At 53.8% G+C, this 26,150-nt stretch carries 19 protein-coding genes; 10 read left to right on the forward strand and 9 right to left on the reverse strand.

Annotation, left to right across the window (positions count from 1 at the left end; translation table 11 throughout):
• Positions 1–217: 217 nt before the first annotated feature.
• From BV494_RS18880 to msrP, 9 genes are all read right to left on the reverse strand, one after another.
• Positions 218–955, reverse strand: a complete 738-nt coding sequence (locus tag BV494_RS18880; protein WP_104924221.1) for a carbonic anhydrase — start codon at positions 953–955, stop codon at positions 218–220.
• 149 nt (positions 956–1,104) lie between these two features.
• Positions 1,105–1,989, reverse strand: a complete 885-nt coding sequence (gene prmA / locus BV494_RS18885) for a 50S ribosomal protein L11 methyltransferase (RefSeq protein WP_104924222.1) — start codon at positions 1,987–1,989, stop codon at positions 1,105–1,107.
• 44 nt (positions 1,990–2,033) lie between these two features.
• On the reverse strand, positions 2,034–3,479 hold the full coding sequence (panF, locus tag BV494_RS18890; RefSeq protein ID WP_104924223.1) for a sodium/pantothenate symporter: 1,446 nt from the start codon (positions 3,477–3,479) through the stop codon (positions 2,034–2,036).
• Positions 3,469–3,717 carry a YhdT family protein gene (locus BV494_RS18895; protein ID WP_104924224.1) on the reverse strand — a complete coding sequence of 83 codons (249 nt, stop codon included), beginning with the start codon at positions 3,715–3,717 and terminating at the stop codon, positions 3,469–3,471. Before BV494_RS18895 ends, panF begins: the two co-directional genes overlap by 11 nt.
• Positions 3,718–3,793: 76 nt before the next feature.
• Positions 3,794–5,143, reverse strand: a complete 1,350-nt coding sequence (gene accC, locus BV494_RS18900; RefSeq protein ID WP_104924225.1) for an acetyl-CoA carboxylase biotin carboxylase subunit — start codon at positions 5,141–5,143, stop codon at positions 3,794–3,796.
• Between the two features lie 11 nt (positions 5,144–5,154).
• A complete protein-coding gene (gene accB, locus BV494_RS18905; protein WP_104924226.1) occupies positions 5,155–5,619 on the reverse strand; it encodes an acetyl-CoA carboxylase biotin carboxyl carrier protein in 465 nt (154 codons plus the stop codon).
• 32 nt (positions 5,620–5,651) lie between these two features.
• The gene (aroQ, locus tag BV494_RS18910) at positions 5,652–6,104 is read right to left on the reverse strand and encodes a type II 3-dehydroquinate dehydratase (protein ID WP_013577295.1); all 453 of its coding nucleotides are present in this window, start codon (positions 6,102–6,104) and stop codon (positions 5,652–5,654) included.
• 241 nt (positions 6,105–6,345) lie between these two features.
• Positions 6,346–6,948: a protein-methionine-sulfoxide reductase heme-binding subunit MsrQ gene (gene msrQ, locus BV494_RS18915; RefSeq protein WP_104924227.1), complete on the reverse strand. Its 603-nt coding sequence runs from the start codon at positions 6,946–6,948 to the stop codon at positions 6,346–6,348.
• 16 nt (positions 6,949–6,964) lie between these two features.
• Positions 6,965–7,966 (reverse strand): protein-methionine-sulfoxide reductase catalytic subunit MsrP, encoded by a 1,002-nt coding sequence (gene msrP, locus BV494_RS18920; RefSeq protein ID WP_104924228.1) that lies wholly within the window; start codon positions 7,964–7,966, stop codon positions 6,965–6,967.
• Between the two features lie 396 nt (positions 7,967–8,362).
• Here msrP and csrD point away from each other — a divergent pair, with 396 nt between their 5' ends.
• The 10 genes from csrD to BV494_RS18975 all read left to right on the forward strand — a co-directional run bounded on the left by csrD (position 8,363) and on the right by BV494_RS18975 (position 25,911).
• Complete coding sequence (gene csrD, locus BV494_RS18925; protein ID WP_104924229.1) at positions 8,363–10,297, forward strand: RNase E specificity factor CsrD; 1,935 nt, start codon at positions 8,363–8,365, stop codon at positions 10,295–10,297.
• Positions 10,298–10,652: 355 nt separating this feature from the next.
• Positions 10,653–11,696, forward strand: a complete 1,044-nt coding sequence (gene mreB, locus BV494_RS18935) for a rod shape-determining protein MreB (RefSeq protein WP_013577291.1) — start codon at positions 10,653–10,655, stop codon at positions 11,694–11,696.
• Positions 11,697–11,952: 256 nt separating this feature from the next.
• On the forward strand, positions 11,953–12,960 hold the full coding sequence (mreC, locus tag BV494_RS18940) for a rod shape-determining protein MreC (RefSeq protein WP_104924230.1): 1,008 nt from the start codon (positions 11,953–11,955) through the stop codon (positions 12,958–12,960).
• Positions 12,957–13,445 carry a rod shape-determining protein MreD gene (mreD, locus tag BV494_RS18945; RefSeq protein WP_095924393.1) on the forward strand — a complete coding sequence of 163 codons (489 nt, stop codon included), beginning with the start codon at positions 12,957–12,959 and terminating at the stop codon, positions 13,443–13,445. The genes mreC and mreD overlap by 4 nt, the downstream gene beginning before the upstream one ends.
• 7 nt (positions 13,446–13,452) lie before the next feature.
• Positions 13,453–14,046 carry a Maf family protein gene (locus BV494_RS18950; protein ID WP_104924231.1) on the forward strand — a complete coding sequence of 198 codons (594 nt, stop codon included), beginning with the start codon at positions 13,453–13,455 and terminating at the stop codon, positions 14,044–14,046.
• Complete coding sequence (gene rng / locus BV494_RS18955) at positions 14,036–15,505, forward strand: ribonuclease G (RefSeq protein WP_104924232.1); 1,470 nt, start codon at positions 14,036–14,038, stop codon at positions 15,503–15,505. Before BV494_RS18950 ends, rng begins: the two co-directional genes overlap by 11 nt.
• 98 nt (positions 15,506–15,603) lie before the next feature.
• Positions 15,604–19,431 carry an AsmA2 domain-containing protein YhdP gene (yhdP, locus tag BV494_RS18960; RefSeq protein WP_104924233.1) on the forward strand — a complete coding sequence of 1,276 codons (3,828 nt, stop codon included), beginning with the start codon at positions 15,604–15,606 and terminating at the stop codon, positions 19,429–19,431.
• 139 nt (positions 19,432–19,570) lie between these two features.
• On the forward strand, positions 19,571–21,016 hold the full coding sequence (gene tldD, locus BV494_RS18965; protein ID WP_104924234.1) for a metalloprotease TldD: 1,446 nt from the start codon (positions 19,571–19,573) through the stop codon (positions 21,014–21,016).
• Between the two features lie 247 nt (positions 21,017–21,263).
• Positions 21,264–25,457: an RHS repeat-associated core domain-containing protein gene (locus tag BV494_RS18970; protein WP_104924235.1), complete on the forward strand. Its 4,194-nt coding sequence runs from the start codon at positions 21,264–21,266 to the stop codon at positions 25,455–25,457.
• Positions 25,458–25,482: 25 nt separating this feature from the next.
• Positions 25,483–25,911, forward strand: coding sequence for a hypothetical protein (locus BV494_RS18975; protein WP_104924236.1), 429 nt, complete (start codon positions 25,483–25,485; stop codon positions 25,909–25,911).
• Positions 25,912–26,150: the final 239 nt, after the last annotated feature.

Consider the following 26,150-nt stretch of genomic DNA (forward strand, 5'->3'; position numbering starts at 1 on the left):
CTTGGGCAAATTCCTAATATCTCTCTGAAACATCCTGATATAACAGTTGATTCTAAGGGTTGATTTGCCGTTTTAAGCAGCAACTACCACAAAATTCCGTGATGCAGATCGCGTTTTGGTCAAAAAGTGACTCAATTTACGTTCGGATGACATCTTGTTTTCGGAAAGGATTCAGGGCGACAAAAGCCTCTTCTGTAGCCCTGATGCACTGAGGTTTTTATTCCGCGACGATCACGCGGCCGTGAAGGCTTTGTACGGGGCGGTTATTTGCATGGTGAAGGACATGCTGGAATTTCTCCAACTGCTGCTCAGACAGCGTCTGAGGCTGTTTAATGACCAGCCAGCGAACACCTTCAGTACAGGGTGGCGTGGTCAGCGATCCGCTATAACGGTAATGCGTCAGGTCTTTTGGCAGCAATGCGGACAGCGCGACGTTGCTTTTAAGTGTTACGGTCTCACCCGTTTTTTCCGGCATCTGTTGCCAGATTTTTTCCAGCTCAGGATTGGCGGCTCCGGTTTCAAACATCACCGCCACCACGGCAATTTCACCGTCGGCATCCATATGAACAAAATGCGCTTCCATCGGGAAGGATTTACCGTTGAGGGTATTTTCACTGGGTGCATGGAAATGGAATTGCTGAAGAACAAACTTCTCGCCATCCAGCGTAATAAAATCACCTTCCCGGACATTGACCTGCACGCTGTGACCGTTATTGACCACGTTCACCGGCGGTAATGTGTAGCGGACGTCCAGCGGGTGCGCATGCACTTTCAATGCATCTTTGATATCGATGGGAGACTGCATTTTTCCCTGTTCGCAAAGATGAAAATCCGGGCTGAGCTTTGACCAGTTTTGCGGGGCTTCATCGCCATCGTAAGACCAGTGCGGGGTTTCGCTGGCGTAAGTCGAAAATGTAAAAGCGGCCAGCACAACTGACAGTAATGCGCGTTTCATGAATTATCCCTTTCATAACATGGAGTAAAAAAACCACGCTGATACTAAGGGTTTTAACGGGCAGCGAACAGAGTGACAGGGGCGTGGGGGAAGGTTTTCGGATAAAACCAGCCCTTTCTGCACAAACAGAAAGGGCTGTATGAAACAAATCAGGCTTTTTTAACGCCCGTAATACGGCACCATTCTTCTTTCTCGGCAACCGCATCCAGTTCGAACTTATCATGATAAGCATCGACCACGCTTTGCGCCTGGCTGGCCAGAATGCCCGACAGCCCCAGATGACCACCGGCAACCGGCAGGACGCTGATAAGCGGAGCCAGTTCACGCAGCGGGCCTGCCAGAATGTTGGCGACCACGACGTCGGCAGACAGGTTCTCCGGCTGATCTTTTGGCAGATACAGCGACAGGCGCTCAGAAACGCCATTACGTTCGGCGTTATCACGGCTGGCCTGAATCGCCTGCGGATCGATGTCGATCCCGACGACGTGTTTAGCGCCTAATTTCAGTGCGGCGATCGCCAGAATGCCGGAACCACAACCGAAGTCGATCACGGTTTTATCGGTCAGATCCAGACTGTCGAGCCATTGCAGGCACATCGCGGTCGTCGGGTGCGTCCCGGTTCCGAACGCCAGACCCGGATCCAGCATCACGTTAACTGCGGTCGGGTCCGGCACATCGCGCCAGCTCGGGCAAATCCACAGACGCTGACCAAACTGCATCGGGTGGAAGTTGTCCATCCACTCGCGTTCCCAGTCTTTGTCTTCGAGCTGTTCGATTTTATGCACGAAGCCTTTGCCCAGCAGCGGTTCGTTTTCCAGCATGGCGACCACTTCTTCCATGTCGGTTTCTGCGTCGTAAAGGCCGATGGCGTCGGTATCGCCCCACAGCAGGGTTTCGCCCGGCAGCGGCTCAAACACCGGATTGTCGTGCGTATCCTGGAAGGTGACGGACACCGCACCGCTGTCGATAAGCGCGTCGCTCAGCGTTTCCGCGTTATCACCGGTGGTATTAATTTTCAGTTGGATCCAAGGCATAGCCATTCTCTTCTTAACAATCTGTAAAAATCAGGGCCGCCCTGTCAGGACGGCTTCAGTGCGGTTTCGCCCGCCGGTGAGCCAAATTTGTTGCCGATATAAAACGCCAGCAGACTCAGCGAAAGCGACGGCACAATCGGATGCAGACCGGCGATGTGCAGGTCGATACTGGCGAGCAGGGTATAACAAACCGCGCCAACAATCATTGAGCTCAGCGCACCTGTCGCGTTCGCACGCTCCCAATATAAACCGAGCACCAGCGGCCACAGGAACACGGCTTCCAGCCCGCCGAAGGCCAGCAGATTAAGCCAGATAATCATTTCCGGCGGACGCCAGGCGGCCAGCAGAACCAGTAAACCCAGCACAAATGTGGCCCAGCTCGAAAAGCGTTTTAACTTGCGCTCATTCGCCAGCTGTTCCGGCTTGATGCCGAGGTATAAGTCTTTAACGATAGTCGCAGACGACTGTAAAAGCTGCGCGTTGATCGTCGACATAATGGCGGCCATCGGTGCGGCGAGGAAAATCCCGGCAGCATAAGGCGGCAGCACGGTGATCATCAGCGTCGGGATCACCTGATCCGGAATTTTCAGATCCGGCAAAACGGCGCGTCCAAGTGCACCGGCCAGATGCATACCGAGCATCAATACTGCGACCACAATCGTGCCGAGCACAATCCCGCGATGCACCGCTTTGCTGTCCTTGTAAGAGATACAACGAACGGCAGTATGTGGCAGGCCGATAACGCCAAAGCACACTAAAATCCAGAATGATGCCATGAACGGCAGCGAGAGAACGTCATCTCCGCCGTGAACGGAAACCAGTTTCGGGTCGATCTGTTGCAGTTTGTCGATGGCAGTATGCAGGCCACCGGCGGCGTGGATCACGGCAAACAGCAGCAAAATGGTGCCCAGCAACATCACCAGACCTTGCATGGCATCGTTGAGTACGCTGGCGCGGAAGCCACCAAATGCGGTGTACAGCGCGATACTGATGCCGAAAATCAGCAGGCCGGTGTCGTAGGGAATTCCGGCTGCGGTTTCCAGCAGACGTGCGCCGCCGATGAACTGCACGGTCATCGCGCCCAGAAACGCCACCAGCAGGCTCAGGCTTGCCAGCCAGACCAGCAGACGGCTCTGATAGCGCGCGAACAGCATATCGTTGAGCGTGACCGCATTATAACGGCGCGCCAGAATCGCGAATTTTTTACCGAGAACGCCCAGCGACAGCCACACGGCGGGCAACTGGATCATCGCCAGCAATACCCAGCCGAGGCCAAATTTGTACGCCGCACCGGGACCGCCGATAAAGGAACTGGCGCTGATGTAAGTGGCGGTCAGGGTCATCGCGAGAACGAAACCGCCCATAGAGCGGTTACCGAGGAAATATTCGGTCAGGAAATTGCCCTGCTGACGGCGGGTATACGCATACACCGACAGGCCGAAAACCAGCAGCAAATAGGCGATCAGCGGCAATAAAACTTCAATTTGCATCTTGATCCTCCAGCGGAATATCGCGGTAAATCACGCGAACCATCAGCCAGCTCAAAAGAATAAAGACCAGAGGCACCAGCAGACAGGCCATTTCGAACCAGTGCGGCAACCCGGTAATACCTTGTTTATCATCTGGAATATAGGCCGCAAAACACCAGGCCAGCAGATAGGCGATCGTCAGCCCAAAGGCCCAGCGGGCTTCGCGGTTTGCTTGCAGAAAACGCTTATCAGTGATCATTTTCCTGTCCCCCAAAACGTAAAAAAGGCCGGAATATCCGGCCTTGATAAGAGAGTACGCAACGGTACGATCTTTTTTATTTTTCCTGCAAACCGAGTTTTTTCTCCAGATAGTGGATATTGGTTCCACCGTGCTGGAAGTTCTCGTCGTCCATAATACGCATTTGCAGTTCAATGTTGGTTTTGATGCCGTCGATGATCAGCTCAGCCAGCGCATTTTTCATGCGGGCAATGGCCACTTCACGGGTTTCGCCGTAAGTGATCAGTTTACCAATCATGGAATCGTAGTACGGAGGCACAGTGTAGCCCGCGTAAATGTGCGATTCCCAACGAACACCGAAGCCGCCTGGTGCGTGGAAACGGGTGATTTTGCCCGGGCTTGGCAGGAAGTTGTTTGGGTCTTCCGCGTTAATACGGCATTCCACCGCATGGCCTTTGACATGCACGTCGCTTTGTTTGATTGAAAGAGGTTGGCCGGACGCAATGCGCAGCTGCTCTTTAATCAAATCCACACCGGTGATCATCTCGGTAACCGGATGCTCAACCTGGATACGGGTGTTCATTTCGATGAAGAAGAACTCACCGTTTTCGTACAGGAACTCGAAAGTACCCGCACCGCGGTAGCCGATATCCACACAAGCTTTGGAACAACGTTCGCCGATGAAACGACGCAGTTCTTCCGTAATGCCTGGTGCTGGCGCTTCTTCCACGACTTTCTGGTGACGACGCTGCATGGAGCAGTCACGTTCAGCCAGATAAACGGCGTTGCCCTGACCATCTGCCAGTACCTGAATTTCCACGTGACGTGGGTTTTCCAGGTATTTTTCCATGTAAACCATGTCGTTGTTGAAAGCCGCTTTGGCTTCAGCACGGGTCATGTTGATGGACTGTTCCAGATCTTTGTCGCTGCGCACAACGCGCATACCACGACCACCGCCGCCGCCAGAGGCTTTGATGATGACCGGATAGCCGATGCGTTTAGCGAAGCCACGGTTTAAATCCATGTCGTCGCCCAACGGGCCGTCAGAGCCAGGTACGCAAGGTACGCCAGCCGCTTTCATCGCGTGGATCGCAGAAACTTTGTCACCCATCAGGCGGATAGTTTCAGCTTTCGGGCCGATGAAGATAAAACCAGAACGTTCAACCTGCTCTGCGAAATCCGCATTCTCGGACAGGAAACCGTAGCCAGGGTGGATAGCCACCGCGCCAGTGATTTCCGCCGCCGCGATAATGGCAGGGATGTTCAGATAGCTTTTTACTGAAGGTGCGGGACCGATACAGACGGTTTCATCTGCCAGCAGCACGTGTTTCAGGTCACGGTCAGCGGTGGAGTGCACAGCAACGGTTTTGATGCCCATTTCTTTACAGGCACGCAAAATACGCAGGGCAATCTCGCCGCGGTTCGCGATAACAATTTTATCTACCATGGAACGCCTCGTTATTCGATGACGACCAGCGGCTCGTCGAATTCAACCGGTTGGCCGCTTTCTACCAGAATTGCTTTAACAACACCGGATTTGTCTGCTTCGATTTGGTTCATCATTTTCATCGCTTCAACGATACACAGGGTATCGCCCGCGGTGACTTTCTGACCCACTTCGATGAAGGCTTTTGCGTCAGGGCTTGGCGTGCGGTAGAACGTACCCACCATTGGAGAGCGAACGATGTGACCACTGATTGCAGCTGGAGCCGCTTCTACAGGCGCAGCAGCTGGCGCAACCGCAGCAGCCAGACCTGGCTGTGGTTGTGCAGGCATTGCGTAAGCCTGTTGCATCATAGGATAAGCCTGCACAGGTGCAGCACGGCTGATACGAACTGACTCTTCACCTTCAGAAATTTCCAGTTCAGAAATACCTGATTCTTCAACCAGTTCGATCAGTTTTTTAATTTTACGAATATCCATGGGTGTGATTCCGTACTCTTTTTGCGTAGAAATTAGTGGGTTTTTGACAAGCGGTTAACCGCTGCCTGTAATGCAAAGTGGTAGCCATCTGCGCCAAGTCCGCAAATAACGCCCACTGCGATGTCGGAAAGATAGGAATGATGCCGGAACGCTTCACGGGCATGTACATTCGACAGATGGATCTCGATAAACGGAATCGACACCCCCAGTAATGCATCGCGCAGCGCCACGCTGGTATGGGTAAAGGCCGCGGGATTGATCAAGATAAAATCGACATTTCCGCGTGCCTGATGAATGCGTTCAATCAGGACATGTTCTGCGTTCGATTGCAGATGGCTCAGTGCCACATCAGCGGCAGCAGCCTGAACTTCCAAACCTTTAACAATATCGTTGAGCGTGGTGTGTCCGTACGTTTCAGGCTCACGGGTGCCTAACAAATTCAGGTTAGGACCGTTAAGAAGCAAAATGTCAAACTTATGCGCCATTGTGAGCCTATCTCCGGCAATTAGACAAAGATTGTAGAAAATACCCTGATGTCACCGATTTGTCACCTATTTCGCGGCAAATCGACCCGTCTCTTCGGCATGAGGTCGGGCATTATAATGATATCGTGGCAATTCGCAGCTAAATACTGGTCTTATCAGCGAAGATAATCAACCCTCGTCCTGAGAATGAGAGGAGGATTACCTGAATTTTGAGGGTCTGAACACAGAAAAGTTCCGGCACTTATCGCAGCCACTGGCGGAATTTTTTGTAGCGAAAAGCCAGCAAGATGACGGCAAGTGTTGCGTAAATGATCGGTTGTGGCGACAACACTTTCACCGACCAAAGGTAGTGGATCGGCGCAAGAACGGCGATCAGATAGATAAAGTTATGCAACTTTTGCCAGGATGCGCCCATTTTGCGCTGTGCCCACAGCGTCGAGGTGCAGGCCAGCGCCAGCAGCAATATCCAGCTGATAATCCCCAGCGTGAGATACGGGCGTGAAATCAGTTCACTGCCGAGCAGGCGGATATTGCTGATGCCCAGCTCCAGAAACGAATAACTGAGCAGATGCAGCGATCCCCATGCAAAACACCACAGCCCCAGCAAACGGCGGGTGCGGATCAGCAGCGGCTGTTTGCCGTAGCGCGCGACGGGCGTGACCAGCAGCGTCACCAGCAAAAATTTCAGCGTCATCCTGCCGGTAAAATGCTGAATATCTTTCGCCGGATCGGCGCTGAACCAGCCCTGATCGACAGAAAGCACGAGCCAGAAAAACGGCAAAATGGCGGCAAGATAGATGACTACTTTCAGCCAGGTGATATTTGCAGGGCTTAAACGACGCATAATAAAGCGGCCTTCATTAATAGAACTTCCGTAAATCCATCCCGTGATACAGCGATGCCACCTGTTCGGCATAGCCGTTGAAGAGCAACGTTGGCTGGCGCTGAACGTCGAGCAATCCGCCTGAACCGATAAACCGTTCCGTGGCCTGCGACCAGCGCGGATGATCAACATGCGGATTCACGTTGGCGTAAAAACCGTATTCATTGTTCGCAATCTGGTTCCAGGTCGTTGGCGGTTCGTCGTGGGTGAATTTGATGCTCACGATCGACTTAATCCCCTTGAAACCGTATTTCCACGGCACCGTCAGGCGAACAGGCGCACCGTTTTGCGGTGGCAATGCTTTACCGTAAACGCCGACGGTCAGCATCGTCAGCGGATGCATCGCTTCATCTATACGTAATCCTTCGACATACGGATAATCCAGCCCGCCGCCGATAAACCGGTCTTTTTGCCCCGGCATATGCGCCGGATCATAAAGGGTGGTGAACGCGACATAGCGCGCATTGCTGGTCGGTTCGGCCAGTTTAAGCAGGGAACTCAGCGGGAATCCGACCCACGGCACCACCATTGACCAGGCTTCCACGCAGCGCATGCGGTAGATTCGCTCCTCCAGCGGGAAGCGTTTCATGATGTCGTCCATATCTAGGGTGAGCGGTTTAGCGACTTCACCCTCGATTTTTATCGTCCAGGGCGATGTCACCAGTTGGCCTGCATTGGCGGCCGGGTCGGCTTTATCCAGCCCGAATTCGTAGAAGTTGTTGTAGCCTTGCACTTTATCTTCCGGCGTTAACGCCAGTGAATTCTGATAGGCAGCGGGTTTGGTGAAATCCAGCGGTTTGCCCGCAGGGGCTGGCGGGCGGTCATGACCTTTGAACCAGGAAAGGATATCTGCCTGTGCACTTGCCGGGATTGCCAGCGCGGCGGCGCTGATCCCCAGCGCCTGCAGAACTTTACGGCGATCCTGAAAGATATCCTCGGGGGTGACATCGGCTTCCGTCAGTTTGCGAAATTTGGACATTACAGTCTCCGGTATTCATCTTATTAATGTTTTTATCGTTATGTAGACAGCATGGCGTGAAACAAAGGTTTTTGCGAGACAGTGAAACCAAATAGCGATTTTAATGAACGAGTTTTGGTTCATTTCCCTCATCAACATAAGAATTCTAAATTGGTTAAGTTTTGAGTTGCTATGCTATGAATGTATGTAAATGCAACTTTTTCCGGGTACAAAACGGGCGAAACGGGGCGAATATCAGGCTCGCGCCCTTCAAGGCCCGAAACATTCCTTCATGCCTGTTGGGTAAATTTCTCATTCCGGCGGGTTTTTCTGTTTTATAGTAGCGGCGTTTTTTCGTGGCAGGCTTAGAGAACAAGGGCACTGTTATCACCTCACCGTAGCGAGTAAGGCACAGGGATGCGATTTACTACCAGACTATCGGCACTCATTTCGATGTTAGTTGCGCTGGCAATGTTGTTAATGTTGCTCGGCGTGACGTTTAGTTTTATTTACCTCAATAAGCAAAGTACCGAACAGCATCTGAAGGCGCTGGCGACCACTTATGATCAGTCATTGCTGACGCATACACCGGCTGACGCCGAGCGCTGGTTACCGCAAGCTATGCGCATGCTGGACATCACCGATATCGAGGTAAAGCTCGATAATTCCACCGTTTATGAATACCACGAGCGTCTGGATCTGCACCGTTCGTGGGACAGCGTGATGCCGGAATATGACACAGCAGTTTTCCCGCTGATGCAAAACCACGCGATGTCGCTGCGCGTTTCTTATATCGATCCGGTCAGCAGCTATATCCGCTCCCTGCGCTCTACGTTCACTATCGGGATCGCCATCGTGGCGATGCTCTGCATGGTGTTACTCAGTTTCCGCTGGTTGCGTCAGGAAACCGCAGGCGTGGAAAAACTGGAAGATCGCGCGGTCAGGATATTGCGCGGTGAACGGGAAGGGCTGGCTGGCACCGTCGGCGAATGGCCGCATTCTGCCAGCAGTGCCATTGATCTCCTGTTAACCGATCTTAATGAAGCACGCGAACAGCGCAGCCGCGTCGATACGCTGATCCGCGCGTATGCGCAGCAGGACTCACAAACCGGGCTCAGCAACCGACTGTTTTTCGATAATCAGCTGGCGACGCAGCTTGAAGAAGCGGGTGCACATGGCGTCCTGATGATGCTGCGGTTACCGGATTTTGACATGATGCGCGAAATCCACGGGCAGACGGTGGTTGAAGAATTGCGGTCGGCGATGGTGAATCTGTTATCGACTTTCGTGATGCGTCATGTGGATGCGTTGCTGGCGCGGTACTTCCACAGCGATTTCGCCGTATTGCTTCCGCACCGCACGCTGAAAGATGCCGAAGTGATGGCCGCACAATTAATTAATGCGCTGGGCGTTTTGCCGACGTCTTCTCTCCTCGACCGCGACGCCCTGATGTACATCGGGATCACCGCGTACCGTTTCGGTCAGACGCCGGATCAGGCGATGGATATGGCCGAACAGGCGACGCGCCATGCGGCATTCCAGGGCAGCAACAGCTGGTTCATCTACGATAAAAATGTGCCTGAAAAAGGCCGTGGCAGCGTGCGCTGGCGGACCTTGCTGGAAAATACTCTGGCGCGCGGCGGCCCGCGTTTGTATCAGAAACCGGCCTTCGGCAGGGACGGAAAGCTCGATCATCGTGAGGTTCAGCGGCGCGTCTTTGACGGCGAACACGAACTGCTGGCGGCCGAATTTATTCCTCTTGTGGTGCAATTCGGGCTGTCTCAAAGCTTTGACCGGGTGATGTTAAGTCAGATTATTCCGTTACTTAACCGCTGGCCGGACGAAACGTTAGCATTTCACCTGACGGTTGATTCATTATTGCAGCGCTCATTTGTTCGCTGGCTGCGCGACACACTGCTTCAGTGCGAAAGAAAACAGCGAAACCGAATTTTGATTGAACTTGCTGAGGCAGATCTCTGTCAACATACCGACCGTCTGCGCCCTGCAATCCGGTTATTGCAAGGTTTGGGTTGTCGTCTGGCCGTTTCACAGGCCGGTCTGACAGTGGTCAGCACGTCGTATCTGAAAACTTTTCCGGTGGAAAGGGTTAAGCTTCACCCCGGATTGGTGCGTGATATAGATAAAAGAGTAGAGAATCAGCTCTTTGTCCAAAGTCTGCTCAGTGCATGTGAAGGGACTCAGGCGCTGGTTTTTGCCGCCGGTGTCCGGACAAAAGAAGAGTGGACCACGCTGCAGAAAAGCGGGATCCACGGCGCTCAGGGCGATTTTTTTGCCGCACCATTGCCTGTTGAACCGGTCGGTAAAAAATATTCACACAACTGCGATGTTTAAGTGACCGTTATCGGTTTATTTAACGTAGAATGAGCCAGCTTTCGACCCACTCCCTTATCTGGTATCCGGTGCACGCTATATGGCCGCAGGTGGACGGAAAACGTGGGTGAAAGTGTAAGAATTTATGTGCGGTGTTGCTACTTCGCCTGGGTGCCTGCCCGAGGTAAACCGAGCCTGCGATACAGAATTATTTCGCAGTGCCATCAGCCTCAAAAAGTAACAACCAGTGAATGGCGACATCGCGGACAATTTTCACGGAAGCAGGAGGTTTTTGCGCCTTGTCGCTGCTTCGCGTGGTTGGTAAAGTAGGCGGATTTTATTTTCCGCCCCCAGCTTGCAGGATTATCCTTTCGTTATGTTTAAGAAATTTCGTGGCATGTTTTCCAACGACTTGTCCATCGACCTGGGTACCGCCAATACCCTTATCTATGTAAAAGGACAAGGCATCGTGCTGAATGAGCCATCTGTTGTGGCTATTCGTCAGGATCGTGCTGGTTCACCTAAAAGCGTTGCTGCTGTAGGTCACGACGCAAAACAGATGCTGGGTCGTACTCCTGGCAATATCGCGGCTATTCGTCCGATGAAAGATGGCGTTATCGCTGACTTCTTCGTGACTGAAAAAATGCTGCAACACTTCATCAAGCAAGTTCATAGCAACAGCTTCATGCGCCCAAGCCCTCGCGTGCTGGTGTGTGTGCCTGTCGGTGCAACGCAGGTTGAACGCCGCGCTATCCGTGAATCTGCACAAGGTGCAGGCGCGCGTGAAGTGTTCCTGATTGAAGAACCGATGGCTGCGGCAATCGGTGCAGGTCTGCCGGTTTCAGAAGCTACAGGTTCCATGGTTGTGGATATCGGTGGCGGTACAACGGAAGTTGCCGTGATTTCCCTCAACGGCGTCGTGTACTCATCTTCTGTCCGTATCGGCGGCGACCGCTTCGATGAAGCCATCATCAATTACGTGCGTCGTAATTATGGTTCATTGATCGGCGAAGCCACTGCAGAACGTATTAAGCACAGCATCGGTTCCGCATATCCGGGCGATGAAGTGCACGAAATTGAAGTGCGTGGCCGTAACCTGGCTGAAGGTGTTCCTCGTGGTTTCACGCTGAACTCCAATGAAATCCTGGAAGCCTTGCAAGAGCCGCTGACCGGTATCGTTAGCGCTGTCATGGTTGCACTGGAACAGTGTCCGCCAGAACTGGCTTCCGACATTTCCGAGCGTGGCATGGTGTTGACCGGCGGTGGCGCTTTACTGCGTAACCTCGATCGTCTTCTGATGGAAGAAACCGGTATTCCGGTGGTTGTCGCAGAAGATCCGCTGACTTGCGTCGCGCGCGGCGGTGGTAAAGCACTGGAAATGATCGACATGCACGGCGGCGACTTATTCAGCGAAGAGTAATCACAGCGAAGACTTGTTGTTTTTGACAAGACCCGTTGTAAGCAGGAATAGTCTGCCCGGGAAGGTGGTTGTCCGTCAGGTAAAACCTGCAACGTGAAGTGTGCAGTGTTCAATGTGGATCCGAGCAAACACTGTCTGAGCGTAATTGTTCAGGCGGTGTTTTTGGCTATCCCATGAGATTGCCGCCTTTTCTGCCAGATGAAGCACTGACTTCGACTGGCTGAAACCTTCTGTTGCCGAGGAACTCGCATATTTTATGAAGCCAATTTTTAGCAGGGGGCCTTCCCTGCAACTGCGACTTTTTTTGGCTATTCTTACGGCCATCGTCCTGATTGTTGCCGACAGTAAAATAGGTACGTTTGTTAAAATCCGCACCTATATGGATACTGCCGTTAGTCCCTTCTATTTCCTATCTAACGCCCCGCGTGAATTTTTAGATCAGGTTTCCTCAACGTTTGCGACACGTGGCCAGCTTGAATTGGAAAACCGCGCATTGCGTCAGGAATTGCTGTTGAAAAACAGCGATCTGATGTTGCTCGGCCAGTACAAACAAGAAAACGCCCGTTTGCGTGAATTGCTGGGCTCACCACTGCGTCAGGACGAGCACAAAATGGTGACGCAGGTGCTTTCCACCAGCAATGATCCTTACAGCGATCAGGTTGTCATCGACAAAGGCAGCAATAACGGCGTTTATATTGGACAGCCGGTGATCAGCGATAAAGGCGTAGTGGGCCAGGTTGTTGCCGTTGCCGCACTGACCAGCCGCGTTCTGCTGATTTGTGATGCTTCTCATGCGTTGCCGATTCAGGTGTTGCGTAACGATATCCGCGTGATTGCGGCTGGCAGCGGCTGCGCTGACGATCTGCAACTCGAACATCTTCCAAGCAATACCGATATTCGCGTCGGCGATGTGCTGGTGACCTCCGGATTGGGCGGGCGCTTCCCCGAGGGTTACCCGGTGGGCGTGGTGTCTTCTGTCAAAGTGGATAACCAGCGCGCTTATACCGTGATTCAGGCTCGTCCTACAGCCGGTCTGCAACGTTTGCGCTATCTTCTGTTGTTGTGGGGTTCTGACCGTAATGGCGAACACCCGCTGCCGCCGGATGAAGTACATCGGGTTGCCAATGAACGTCTGATGCAAATGATGCCGCAGGTTCTGCCGCCGCCGGGTGATATGGGTCCTCCTGCACCCGTTTCCGCTTCGGCAACGGGCACGGTGACAGCACCTGCAGGTGCTCCGCCTGCGCAGGGAATCACGCGATGAACAGTTACCGGAGCCACGGACGCTGGATTATTTGGCTATCCTTCCTGATAGCGATGCTGCTGCAAGTGATGCCGTGGCCTGAGCAGCTCTATATGTTCAGACCTTCATGGCTGATGCTGATCCTGATTTATTGGGTGATGGCATTGCCGCATCGCGTCAACGTGGGTACCGGTTTCATCGTCGGCTTCATCATGGATTTGATCCTCGGTTCAACGCTGGGGATCCGGGCGCTGGCATTTGCGATTACCGCTTATCTGGTCGCTTTTAAATTCCAGTTATTCCGCAACCTGGCACTCTGGCAGCAAGCGCTGATTGTCATGGTGCTTTCGCTGGCCGTGGACGTCATGGTGTTCTGGGGCGAATTCCTGGTGGTGAATGTTTCATTCCGGCCGGAAGTCTTCTGGAGTAGTGTGGTTGATGGTGTTCTGTGGCCGTGGCTGTTCCTGCTGATGCGTAAAATTCGTCGTCAGTTTGCTGTGCAATGAGGATGTTATGACCGCACTTTATCTCGCTTCCGGTTCACCGCGCCGCCGTGAATTACTGGCCATGCTCGACCTTCCTTTTGAGCGTCTGGTGACCGAAGTGGCAGAAGAGCGTCAGCCTGACGAAGCCGCGCAGGATTACGTTTTGCGTCTCGCACAAGATAAGGCGAGAGCGGGCGTAGCGGTCGCCGCCGAAGACTTACCTGTACTGGGCGCGGATACGATTGTGGTACTTGACGGTAAAGTGTTGGAAAAGCCGCATGACGAAGCGCAAGCCGCTGTTATGCTTAAGGCATTGTCCGGAAAGCAGCACCAGGTGATGACCGCCATCGCCTTTGCGGACCGTCGGGAATGCCTCAGTACGCTGGTTGTGACCGATGTCACCTTCCGTTCACTATCCTCCGACGACATTGCACACTATATTCTGAGCGGTGAGCCCATGGATAAAGCGGGCGCTTATGGTATTCAGGGAAAGGGCGGTTGTTTCGTCCGTGAAATTCGCGGCAGTTACTATGCAGTGGTGGGTCTTCCTTTAGTGGAAACCCAGGAACTGCTAAATGAATTTTCTGCCTTACGCGAGCTTAGGAGAAAGCATGACAGCTGAATTATTGGTCAATGTCACCCCGTCTGAAACCCGCGTGGCCTACATTGACGGTGGCATTCTGCAGGAAATCCATATTGAGCGTGAGACCAAGCGCGGGATTGCCGGCAACATTTATAAAGGACGTATCAGCCGTGTATTGCCTGGGATGCAGGCAGCATTTGTGGATATCGGCCTTGAAAAAGCAGCATTTTTGCACGCTTCAGACATCATGCCGCACACCGAATGTGTAGCGCGTGACGAGCAGAAAAATTTCCATGTGCGCGACATCGCAGAGCTGGTGCATCAGGGCCAGGATCTGATGGTTCAGGTGGTGAAAGATCCCCTGGGCACCAAAGGCGCGCGCCTGACGACCGACATTACGTTGCCATCCCGTTATCTGGTGTTTATGCCGGGAGCCTCTCACGTCGGCGTATCGCAGCGCATCGAAAGCGAAGCAGAACGTGACCGCCTCAAGCGCATCGTCTCAGAATATTGTGACGAACACGGCGGCTATATTATTCGTACTGCAGCCGAAGGTGTGGGCGAAGAAGAGCTTAAGCAGGATGCCGCGTATTTAAAACGCCTGTGGACCAAAGTCATGGAACGCAAGCGTCGTAACAAAACCAAGTGCAAGCTGTATGGCGAACTGGCGCTGGCGCACCGCGTGCTGCGTGATTTCGCCGGCGAAGCGCTGGACAGGATCCGCGTTGACTCCCGTCTCACGTATGAACTGCTGGTGGAGTTTACCAGCGAATACATGCCGGAGATGACCAGCAAGCTGGAGCATTACAGCGGCAAGCAGCCGATTTTCGACCTGTTCGATGTGGAAAATGAAATCCAGCGCGCGCTCGAGCGTAAGGTCGAGCTGAAATCCGGCGGCTATCTGATCATCGATCAGACCGAAGCCATGACCACCGTGGATATCAATACCGGTGCGTTTGTCGGCCATCGTAATCTGGAAGACACCATCTTCAACACCAACACCGAAGCGACGCAGGCCATTGCGCGACAGCTCCGGTTGCGCAATCTCGGTGGCATTATCATCATCGACTTTATCGATATGTCGAATGAAGATCACCGGCGTCGCGTGTTGCACAGCCTCGAACAGGCATTATCCAAAGACCGCGTGAAAACCGGCATTCACGGTTTCTCTGCACTCGGTCTGGTGGAAATGACCCGCAAGCGCACCCGCGAAAGCGTGGAGCATGTGCTGTGCAGCGATTGCCCGACCTGTCACGCGCGTGGCACTGTGAAAACGGTCGAAACGGTGTGCTATGAAATTCTGCGTGAAATCGTACGCGTGCATCATGCCTACGAGTCTGACCGTTTCCTGGTCTACGCGTCTGCGGCTGTGGGTGAAGCGCTGAAAGGCGAAGAATCACATGCGCTGGCCGAAGTCGAAATCTTCGTCGGAAAACAGGTCAAAGTGCAGATTGAACCGCTCTACAGTCAGGAGCAGTTCGACGTGGTGATGATGTGATCTGATGGCTGCGAGCCAGCAACATCAGGAAGTTAAAGGTTTCCATTGCCGTCTCTACGGGTGAAAACCCGTATGGAATCGGAAACAAGGAGAGAAGTTTGAGGCGACTGCCCGGTATTTTATTAACGATCAGCGCAACCCTTGTCGTGATAGTGGCTTTGGTAATCAGTGGCTTGCGTCTGGCATTGCCTCAGCTCACCCGCTTTCAGACACAACTGGTTAGCAAAGTAGAATCCGTCACGGGCGTGCCTATTGAGTTGTCGCAAATCAGCGCCAGCTGGCAAACTTTTGGCCCGATCATGGAAATCCGTGGTCTGCATGTGACCCTGCCGGATTCTAACTGGCAGGTTCAGCGCATAACGATGGCGCTCGACGTCTGGCAATCACTCCTGCATTTCCGCTGGCAGTTCCGCGATCTCACTTTCTATAATTTGCAGCTGGATCTCAACAGCACGCTGGGCGGCGATACCAATAAAGGTAATGGCGTTCAGGCAAACCGTATCAGCGACATCTTCCTCAGGCAGGTCGACCATTTCGATCTGCGCGACAGCCGCATTTCTTTTCTGACGCCTTCCGGCCCGCGCGCTGAATTTGATATCCCGCAACTGACCTGGCTGAACTCACATAACCGCCACCGCGCCGAAGGGCAACTGAGTTTATCCAGTTTCAACGGACAACACGGTATTGTGCAGGTGCGTATGGATCTCAACGACACCAACGGTCTGCTCAATAACGGCAAAATTTATCTGCAAGCCGACGATATTGATATGAAACCGTGGTTCAGCCGCTGGCTGCGCAGCAATACCGGTTTAGAAAGCGCCAATTTCAGCCTCGCGGCGTGGCTGACGGTGCGCAATGGCGATATTTATGCGGGCGATGCGCTGTTGAAAAATGGCTCGGCGACCTGGAAAACGGGCGCGGATGAACACCGTCTGGACGTTGATAACCTGACCCTGCACGGCAACCGTCAGGGCAACGGCTGGCAGGTCGGTACACAGCAGCTGAATCTGAAAACCGACGGCGTAGAATGGCCAAAAGGGCGTCTTGAAGCGCTGTATCTGCCTGAAAATAATGATTTCCTCGGGCCCACGCAGGGCGAGGAATTGCGTATCCGCGGTGCAAATCTGCAACTTGAACGTTTAGGGCCCATTATTCCGACGTTTTCCTTCCTGACACCGTCGCTGCTTGAGCGCTGGCAGGATTTGAAACCGGCCGGAAATGTCGATCGCCTCGCGCTGGATATCCCGCTTAAGCAGCCGGATCAGACGCGTTTTGATGCCAGCTGGAACGATGTCAGCTGGCAGCGCTGGGAGCTTCTGCCCGGTATCAATCATTTTAAAGGCAGCCTGAAAGGCAGTATGTCGGGCGGGCAACTGACCGTTAATCTTCAGGACAGCTTGCTGCCCTATGGTGACATGTTCCGTGCGCCGCTCGACGTAAGCGCGGCAACAGGCACATTCAACTGGACCAACGGCAAAGACGGCTGGTCGCTGTCGGGTAAAGACGTGGATGTCAAAGCCAGTGCGCTATGGGCGAAAGGCGATTTCCGCTACAACCAGCCTGCCGAAGGCGAGCCGTGGCTGAACATTCTGGCCGGTATTCGTCTGTATGACGCGGGCCAGGCCTGGCGCTATTTCCCTGAACCGCTGATGGGCAAACATCTGGTGGATTACCTGAGCGGTGCGATTCAGGCCGGGCAGGTGGATAACGCGACGCTGACCTTTAACGGTAATCCGCATGATTTCCCGTTCAAAAACAACGAAGGGCAGTTCCAGGTTTGGGTTCCGCTGCGCCATTCGACCTTCCAGTTCCAGCCTGAATGGCCTGCGCTGACCGATCTGGATATTGACCTCGACTTCCTGAATGACGGCCTGTTTATGAAAGCCGCGCACACCAAACTGGGCAATGTCGATGGCAACAACGTCGTGGCCAATATTCCGGATTATCTGAAAGAAAAACTGTTCATCGATTCCGACCTGCGCGGGCAGGGTAAAGATATCGGCGATTACTTCATGGATACGCCGCTTCACGACACGCTCGGTTCTGCATTGCAGGAACTCCAGATTGGCGGCGAAGTGAATGGTCGCTTACATCTGGACATTCCGCTGGACGGGGAACTGGTGCGTGCATCCGGTGGCGTAACGCTTAATGACAACAGCCTGTTTATCAAACCGCTGGACAGCAAAATCAGCCATCTCAGCGGCCAGTTCAGCTACGACAACGGCAATCTTCAAAGCAATCAGTTAACCGGTAACTGGTTCGGGCAACCGATCAACGTGATGTTCAGCACGCAGGAACTGCCGGATGATTTCAAAGTGCAGATCGGTCTGGATGCCAACTGGCAACTGTCAAAAATACCGGGTATGCCGGCGGCGGCGGCCAGCAAAATTTCCGGTGGCACGCCGTGGAAAGGCAACGTCAACATCACGCTCCCGCACAAAGGCACGCCGACGTATACCGTAGACGTGAATGCCGACCTGAAAGATGTAAGCAGTCACTTACCTGATCCGCTGAGCAAAAAACCCGGCCATTCGATGCCGCTGGTGGTGAACGTCAAAGGGGATTTGCACAGCTTTACTCTGGAAGGTGTGCTGGCGGGTAAAAACCATTTCAACAGCCGCTGGTTGCTGGGCAAACAGCTGAAACTGGATCGCGCCTCGTGGCAGGAAAACACCAAAAAAACGCCGCCGTTGCCGGATGACAGCAGCCTGACGCTGCATCTGCCGCCGCTGGATGGTGAAAACTGGCTTGGCCTGTTATCGCCGGAAAAAGCGACGCAAAGCGCCAGTACTAAACTGTCCGGATTCAGCTTCCCGCACCAGATTATCCTGACCACACCGGCGCTGACACTGGGTGGACAGGTCTGGAATGACCTGACGATTCAGTCGGTTCAGAGCCATCAGGGCATGGAAGTGACTGCCAAAGGTAAAGAAATCGACGGCATGTTGAACATGAATGACAACGGTCCGTGGCTGGCGAATCTGCATTATTTGTATTTCAACCCGCAGTGGACCGTAGACGACGTGGCCAGCAGCGGACAGCCGGGCGGGAACCCGTTTGCCACGAGCAAGATTTCTTTTGCGAACTGGCCTGCCTTACAGCTCCGGTGCGAAGAATGCTGGTTCCTCGGGCAGAACTTCCGCAAGGTGAATGCCGACCTGACGCCGCAGGGCAATTTGCTGATGTTGCGTAACGGCCTGATTGATACCGGCGTGGCGAAACTGGACGTGCAGGGCGACTGGAAGCAGGACGAACAGGGCGAAAATACCGGCCTGAAAGGGAAGCTGTCGGGCAAAAATATCGAACAGGCGATGTCCTTCTTTGGCGTGACCACGCCGCTCAAAGATGCGCCGTTTAATGTGAACTTCGATCTCCACTGGAAATCGGTGCCGTGGAAGCCGGATATCAGCACGCTGAACGGCACGCTGAAAAACGAGCTGGGCAAAGGCGAAATCGCTGATATCGGAGGCGGTCGCGCCGGGCAGTTGCTTCGTCTGGTGAGCTTCGACGCGCTGCTGCGCAAACTGCGTCTGGATTTCAGCGACACCTTTGGTCAGGGCTTCTACTTTGATTCCATCAAGTCCACCGCGTGGATTAAAGATGGCACGCTGCACACCGACGATCTGCTGGTTGACGGGCTGGCGGCGGATATCGCCATTACCGGTAAAGTGAATTTCGTGAACCAGCAGCTGGATTTAGAAGCGGTGATTGCGCCGGAAATTTCCGCCACCGTCGGCGTGGCAACGGCGTTTGTGATTAACCCGGTGGTCGGCGTGGCGGTCTTCGCAGCCAGTAAAGTGCTGGCACCGCTGTGGAATAAAATCTCGCTGATCCGCTACCAGATTAGCGGCACGATTGCTGAACCGCATATCAATGAAATTTTGCGTAAACCCGCTGTACCGCCAAAAGAGGCCACCGCGCAGTAACGTTTCCGTGACGGCGCAGGAAAGCGCGTTCGGGCTGTGTTAGGCTGTTAATAACCTTGTAACAATGGATTGTCCGGCAGGCTGGCTGATTATCTCAGTGACAGCGCTGCCGGATTGTCGTCTAAAAGAGAGTGAATCTATGAGTCTGGCCTTAGTCAGTGAGCAGTTACTAACTGCCAATAATCTGAGTCATCAGGATCTGTTTTCCGTTTTGGGCCAGTTGTCAGAACGTCGCCTCGATTATGCCGATCTCTTTTTCCAGTCCAGCTTCCACGAAGCCTGGGTAATCGAAGACAGCATCATCAAAGACGGTTCTTACAATATCGATCAGGGTGTTGGCGTTCGTGCGGTAAGTGGTGAAAAAACCGGTTTTGCCTATGCCGACCAGATCACGCTGAACGCGCTGAATCAAAGCGCGACGGCGGCGCGGAGTATCGTCCGCGAGCAGGGAAATGGCAAAGCGCATACGCTGGGCGAAATCGCTTACAAATCCCTGTATACGCCATTGGATCCGCTGCAAAGCCTGCCGCGTGAAGCGAAAATTGAGCTTCTGCACCGCGTCGATAAAATTGCCCGCGCTGCCGATAAACGCGTTCAGGAAGTCAGCGCCAGCATTACCGGCGTTTATGAAACCGTGCTGGTTGCCGCCACCGATGGCACGCTGGCGGCAGATATTCGTCCGCTGGTGCGCTTGTCTGTCAGCGTGCTGGTCGAGCAGGACGGTCGTCGCGAGCGTGGCTCAAGCGGCGGCGGTGGCCGTGTCGGTTATGATTATTTCCTCGAAACCGTCAACGGTGAAGTCCGCGCAGAAGCCTTCGCCCGTGACGCCGTGCGTATGGCGTTGCTGAACCTGACCGCCGTTGCGGCACCGGCGGGCGGTATGCCGGTCGTGCTCGGCGCGGGCTGGCCGGGCGTGCTGTTGCACGAAGCGGTCGGGCATGGCCTCGAAGGTGACTTCAATCGTCGCGGAACGTCAGTCTTCAGCGGCCAGATGGGTAAACTCGTGGCGTCTGAGCTGTGTACCGTTGTTGATGACGGCACAATGCCAGGCCTGCGCGGATCGCTTGCCATCGACGATGAAGGCGTGCCGGGGCAATACAACGTGCTGATCGAAAACGGCGTGCTCAAAGGTTACATGCAGGACAAACTGAACGCGCGTCTGATGGGCGTTGCACCAACCGGTAATGGCCGTCGCGAATCCTATGCGCACCTGCCAATGCCGCGCATGACCAATACCTACATGCTGGCCGGGAAATCGACCCCGGAAGATATTATCAGCAGCGTGGAATACGGTTTGTATGCACCGAATTTCGGCGGCGGTCAGGTCGACATCACCTCAGGAAAGTTCGTGTTTTCAACGTCGGAAGCCTATCTGATTGAAAAAGGCCGCATCACCAAACCGGTAAAAGGCGCAACGCTGATTGGTTCCGGCATCGAAGCGATGCAGCAGATTTCCATGGTCGGCAACGATCTGGCACTCGATAAAGGCGTGGGTGTGTGCGGCAAAGAAGGCCAGAGCCTTCCGGTCGGCGTCGGTCAGCCAACCCTGAAACTGGACAATCTGACGGTGGGCGGTACGGCGTAATATTCCCCCATTAATCGTTTTTTCTTATTACCCATCCCCGGCCTAAGCGTCGGGGATTTTTTATCTGCTCCCCTTCACTTTTTCTGCTTTCCTCATACCTGTGAACCTCCTCACAACGCACATCCTCTTTAAAGTCTAGCCTCTCGCATCTGATTGATTTGTTTGTATTTACACCCTGAATAAAACGATAAATACCTCGCCTTCAAATCAATCATTCCACGGACGCCTGACCTAAAAGGATTTACTCATGACCGGATTTCCCGCTGCCCGTCAGGGCGATAATACCGCCATCGGCGGCCCGATTGTTCAGGGTTCTCTGGGCGTGATGATTGGCGCACCGACCGGCGTAGCCTGCTCGGTTTGCCCCGGCGGTGTGGTGGTAGGCAACCCCGTTAACCCGTCTCTGGGTGCGAAAGTTCAGCCCGGCGAGACCGACATCGCACTGCCCGCTTCTTTGCCTTTTGTCCTTTCTCGCAGCTACAGCAGTTATAAAACCGGCACGCCCGCGCCTATCGGGATGTTCGGCCCCGGCTGGGCTGCGGCGGCAGATATCCGCCTGCAAATCCGCGCCGATGAACTCATCCTTAACGACAATTCGGGGCGGAGCATTCATTTTCATCACCTGCCGCCGGGGCAAATTGTGTTCAGCCACAGCGAAAATCTCTGGCTGGCACGCGGCGGTGCGGATAAGCAAAACGAGGCTCATCCGCTCAGCAAGCTCTGGCAGGCGCTGCCGGAGGAACTGCGCAACAGCCCGCATTACTATTTTGTCGCCAATGACGCTACAGGCCCGTGGTGGATTTTAGGCTGCGTGCAGTTGCCCGAAACTGCGGAAGACGTATTGCCGCGCCCGCTGCCGTCTTCACGTGTGCTTTTTGGTTTGTGCGACCGCTTTGGTCATCAGCTTAATTATCATCGCGATGCCGAAGGTGAATTCGCCGGGCAGATTACCGGCGTCACCGACAGCTGCGGGCGGCGTTTTCGCCTTGAATTGATGATGCTACCGGACTTCAAACGCGCGCCGGATAACGGCTGGGGCGAAGATGGCGGCGTGCGGCTTTCCGCCGTCTGGCTGACGAAAAATTTAGCCTTTCCGGATTTGCCGACAAACCCGCTGGTGCGCTACGGCTACACGCCACGCGGCGAGCTGAAAACTGTGTATGACCGCGCGGGCGAAGTGGTTCGCGAGTTTGACTGGCATCAGGAACTGAGCGGCACCGGTCTGATGATTGCCCACCGCTACGCCGGACGCCCTGCCACACATTACGTGTACGACGCGTCCGGAAAAGTCATTTCACAGGTCAATCCCGGCGGCCTGAGTTATCAGTTTGAATACAGCAAAAACCAGACCCGCGTCACCGACAGCCTTGGACGCTTACGCGTCTATCACTTCGAAGGCGAGCAGGGTCTGCGCCGCGTGGTCAGACTCGAACAGGCCGACGGCAGCTGCACGCAAAGCGCGTTCAACAACCGCGGCCAGCTGATATCCCAGACCGATGTCTCGGGACGCACCACCGAATTTCATATCAACCCGGCCAATGGCACGCTGGGCGCGATTTTGCATCCGGGCGGCGAAAAGCGCAGCCAGTTCTACTACAACAAACAAGGGCAACTGGTTTGCAGCACCGCGCCGGACGGGCGCCGCGTGAGCAGGGAATATGATGTGCAGGGGCGTCTGACCGCTGACACCGACGCCCTGCGCCAGACCCGACGCTACAACTATGCAGATGATAAAAGCGCTTTGCCTTACGCCACCGAAGACGCGGCGGGCGGGCATCAGACGCTGGAATGGAATCAATGTGGTTTGCTGGAAAGTTTTACTGACTGCTCCGGTTTCAAAACAGTTTACCGTTACAACCGGGACGGTCAGCCGGTCGAAATCCAGCACGAAGAAGGAATGAAAACCCGCTTTGCATACGATGCGCGCGGGCGTCGGATTTCGCGTGAGGACAGCGCCGGACTTGTCACCCGCTGGGAATATAACGCGGCGGGCGACGCCATCACCGTCACCCGACCGGACGGCAGCCAGAGTACACAAACGTATGATGAGCGCGGTAATCCAACCGCACAAACCGAAGGCGGGCTCACGCGACAAACCGAATTCGACAGCGCGGGCAGGCTGATGCGCCTGGTCAACGAGAACGGCGCTGACACGAAATTCAGCTACGACGTCATGGACCGGCTGACACAGGAGGTCGGCTTTGACGGGCGCGTGCAGAGTTATCAGTACAACGCCGCCGGGCAGCTAATCCGCAGCGACGATGCCGGGCTGATGACGCACTGGCACTACGATGACGAAGGCCAGCTTATCCGCCAGCAGCGCCCCGAAACGAACGACGGTCCGGACGACGTGCTGTGGCAGTATGACGCCGCCGGGCGCGTCACCGAAACCGCCCACCGCAGCGAGACCCATCTGGTCAGCGTGCGGTTCCAGTACGACGCCAACGATAATCTTAACGGTGAACGGCAGATTATCCGCAACGCGCACGGCGACCTGCTCTGGCAGCACACCGCGGTGCGCGGCTTCGACGTGCGCGGCTTTGAATCCGCCGTCCGCTACGACGGCCTGCCGGAAATCCGCTGGCAAACTTACGGCCCCGGCCATCTTCTGGGCGTAAAACTCGGCGATGACGTGCTGCTGGAACTCACCCGCGACAGGCTGCACCGCGAAACTACGCGCCGGTTCAGCGACGGCTGGCAGAGTGAGAATGTCTATTCGCTCACCGGACAACTCGCCGCGCAGCACACGCCGGACGTCGGCCACCCGAACCTGAAACGTCATTACCACTACAACGCCGCCGGTCAGATGACGCAGATGACCACCGGCCTCGGCGACCACCATTACGCTTATACGCCGGCAGGACGACTGAACAGCGTCAGTTCGCCGGACGGCTTTCTCGCGACCTTCACCGACGCCGCCGGTAACCGCAACTGTACGCACCCCGACCTGAATACGCCGCTGGCCGACACGCTGCCGGTCTGGTATCACAACCGCATCCAGCGCGACGAAAGGTACATTTATGAACACGACAAATTCGGCAATCTGACGGAAAAGCGCCCGTACCGCACGGGCTGGCGGGAAGCGCCGCGCGGGGCCATCAGCCATTTTGCCTACGACCAGGCGCACCGGCTGACGCGTCTGAAAATGGAAGAAGACGGCCAGATTCAGACGCAGGCGCGCTATATCTATGACCCGCTCGGGCGGCGCGTCGGCAAACACGTCACGCAACTCAATCCGCAGTCCGGCGAAACAGAAACCCAAAACATCTGGTTCGGCTGGGACGGCGACCGTCTGGCGCTGACCGAAAACCGCGACACGCAGCTGCACACGATTTATCACCCGAACAGCTTCGTCCCGATGCTGCGCGCCGAACACGCCCGCATGGAGGACAGCCACCGCTCGCTGGCGGAAAAACTCGAAGAGGAAAACGGCAGCGCGTTGCCGACCGAACTCCATCTGCGTCTGAATGAAATCGAAAAGGACATCCGCAAAAATCGTCTCAGCGACGACAATCAGCAGTGGCTGGACGCCGTCGGCCTGAAAGCCGAAAACCTCGCGCTGTGGCTCGACCCGCTGCCGCAGGGCGACGCGCTCAAACTGCACCTTTATCACTGCGACCACCTCGGCACACCCATTGCGCTGATAAACCACAAAACCAGCAAAGTGGAATGGAGCGCTGTGATGGACGTCTGGGGCAACGCGGTGGATATTTTCAACCCGTACAAACTGCGCCAGCCGATAAGAATGCAGGGCCAGCATTACGACGAAGAATCGGGGCTGCATTACAACCGTCACCGTTATTATGACCCGATGCAGGGACGGTATATTACGCAGGATCCGATTGGGTTGAGAGGGGGGTGGAATGTTTACAATTACACAACTAATCCTGCTCGGCGAATCGACCCGTTAGGTTTATCGAACGGCCTTGGGGGGTATATGCAAGCACAAGGCAGTCTTGGTATAAGCATGGCTGAAAAGGGGGCGTCTCCAGCTGAAATGTCCGCTGCAGCAAGTGAGTTAGCAAGAGGTGACGGATATGGTCACTCATTAGAAGGAACTGTGTCTGCGGACATCAGTTTAACTGCAGATGGAGGTGTTTTTGGTGGAAGTGTTGCTGGTGGACTAGCTACCGGACGAAAGGCAGGAATGATTTTTCCAGACTTGTGCGCATATCTAAACGCCTGCCAGCATTTAGGAATTGGCGTTACCAGTAGCATCGCAGCGACTGTATCGGCATCAAACGCTGCACCTTCCTCAGGAGTTACAAAAAATGCTGGCATTACGACTTCAGGGGGAGCCTTGGGAGATTACGCTGCTTCAGCAACTGCAGATTTGAATAATCCTCAAAATATTACTGTAGGTGCAGGGGTAGGGGTTGGAGCCGGAGGGTTCACTGGTGTAGTAACTTGCCAACAATATATAAAATGCATAATTAACTAATTTTTTATATTTAACCGGAGGCTAGATGCGTGTTTTTAATTTTTTAATGTTTATGCTTTTACTTGTTGGATGTGATAGTAAATCACGCAGTGATGTAACTAATAATGTGGGTGAGTTTAGAGAATCATATAACAAAAAAGAATTTAAAGCTATTTACATTGGTTCTTCAGATAGTTTGAGAAATTCTATTTCTGAAGGTGATTTCTCTGGCTTTCTCAAAAATGAAATTTCTGACATTGGCATGTATAAAGGAGGGGTGCTATTAAATAGCACTATCAACAGTGATAAGGATGTCTCTCTGACTTATCAAACAGAATATGAAAAAGATTACTACTTTGAATTATTTGTTTATCGTAAAGAAAATGGGGTGTACAAATTATATTATTACACTGTCGATACACAGAAGAAATTGGTTTTAGATCCGGTTACGCATGCTCTGAAAATCCCTAATTAAATACATTCCATATCAATGCAAGATGAATGACATGGTTTTTAAGTCTGACCGGTACGTGCTTAAAATACTTCATCATGTTTTTGTTTAAAGATAAAATATTCTGAATCGTAATGTGATTTTGTATTTTTTGAGGGGAATTTATTGGATTTTTTGTTATTGAGGTTAATCTTAGTGCCGAAGGTAAAAGCTGCAAATTTCCATTGCAATACAACTAAAATATGTCGTTATCAAAGCGTATG

Source organism: Rahnella sikkimica (assembly GCF_002951615.1).
In the GTDB taxonomy this organism is placed as follows: domain Bacteria; phylum Pseudomonadota; class Gammaproteobacteria; order Enterobacterales; family Enterobacteriaceae; genus Rahnella; species Rahnella sikkimica.

Excerpts from the sequence above, each read along its gene's own strand:
- BV494_RS18880 (WP_104924221.1), bottom strand. The coding sequence starts at position 955 with ATGAAACGCGCATTACTGTCAGTTGTGCTGGCCGCTTTTACATTTTCG.
- prmA (WP_104924222.1), bottom strand. The coding sequence starts at position 1,989 with ATGCCTTGGATCCAACTGAAAATTAATACCACCGGTGATAACGCGGAA.
- panF (WP_104924223.1), bottom strand. The coding sequence starts at position 3,479 with ATGCAAATTGAAGTTTTATTGCCGCTGATCGCCTATTTGCTGCTGGTT.
- BV494_RS18895 (WP_104924224.1), bottom strand. The coding sequence starts at position 3,717 with ATGATCACTGATAAGCGTTTTCTGCAAGCAAACCGCGAAGCCCGCTGG.
- accC (WP_104924225.1), bottom strand. The coding sequence starts at position 5,143 with ATGGTAGATAAAATTGTTATCGCGAACCGCGGCGAGATTGCCCTGCGT.
- accB (WP_104924226.1), bottom strand. The coding sequence starts at position 5,619 with ATGGATATTCGTAAAATTAAAAAACTGATCGAACTGGTTGAAGAATCA.
- aroQ (WP_013577295.1), bottom strand. The coding sequence starts at position 6,104 with ATGGCGCATAAGTTTGACATTTTGCTTCTTAACGGTCCTAACCTGAAT.
- msrQ (WP_104924227.1), bottom strand. The coding sequence starts at position 6,948 with ATGCGTCGTTTAAGCCCTGCAAATATCACCTGGCTGAAAGTAGTCATC.
- msrP (WP_104924228.1), bottom strand. The coding sequence starts at position 7,966 with ATGTCCAAATTTCGCAAACTGACGGAAGCCGATGTCACCCCCGAGGAT.
- csrD (WP_104924229.1), top strand. The coding sequence starts at position 8,363 with ATGCGATTTACTACCAGACTATCGGCACTCATTTCGATGTTAGTTGCG.
- mreB (WP_013577291.1), top strand. The coding sequence starts at position 10,653 with ATGTTTAAGAAATTTCGTGGCATGTTTTCCAACGACTTGTCCATCGAC.
- mreC (WP_104924230.1), top strand. The coding sequence starts at position 11,953 with ATGAAGCCAATTTTTAGCAGGGGGCCTTCCCTGCAACTGCGACTTTTT.
- mreD (WP_095924393.1), top strand. The coding sequence starts at position 12,957 with ATGAACAGTTACCGGAGCCACGGACGCTGGATTATTTGGCTATCCTTC.
- BV494_RS18950 (WP_104924231.1), top strand. The coding sequence starts at position 13,453 with ATGACCGCACTTTATCTCGCTTCCGGTTCACCGCGCCGCCGTGAATTA.
- rng (WP_104924232.1), top strand. The coding sequence starts at position 14,036 with ATGACAGCTGAATTATTGGTCAATGTCACCCCGTCTGAAACCCGCGTG.
- tldD (WP_104924234.1), top strand. The coding sequence starts at position 19,571 with ATGAGTCTGGCCTTAGTCAGTGAGCAGTTACTAACTGCCAATAATCTG.
- BV494_RS18970 (WP_104924235.1), top strand. The coding sequence starts at position 21,264 with ATGACCGGATTTCCCGCTGCCCGTCAGGGCGATAATACCGCCATCGGC.
- BV494_RS18975 (WP_104924236.1), top strand. The coding sequence starts at position 25,483 with ATGCGTGTTTTTAATTTTTTAATGTTTATGCTTTTACTTGTTGGATGT.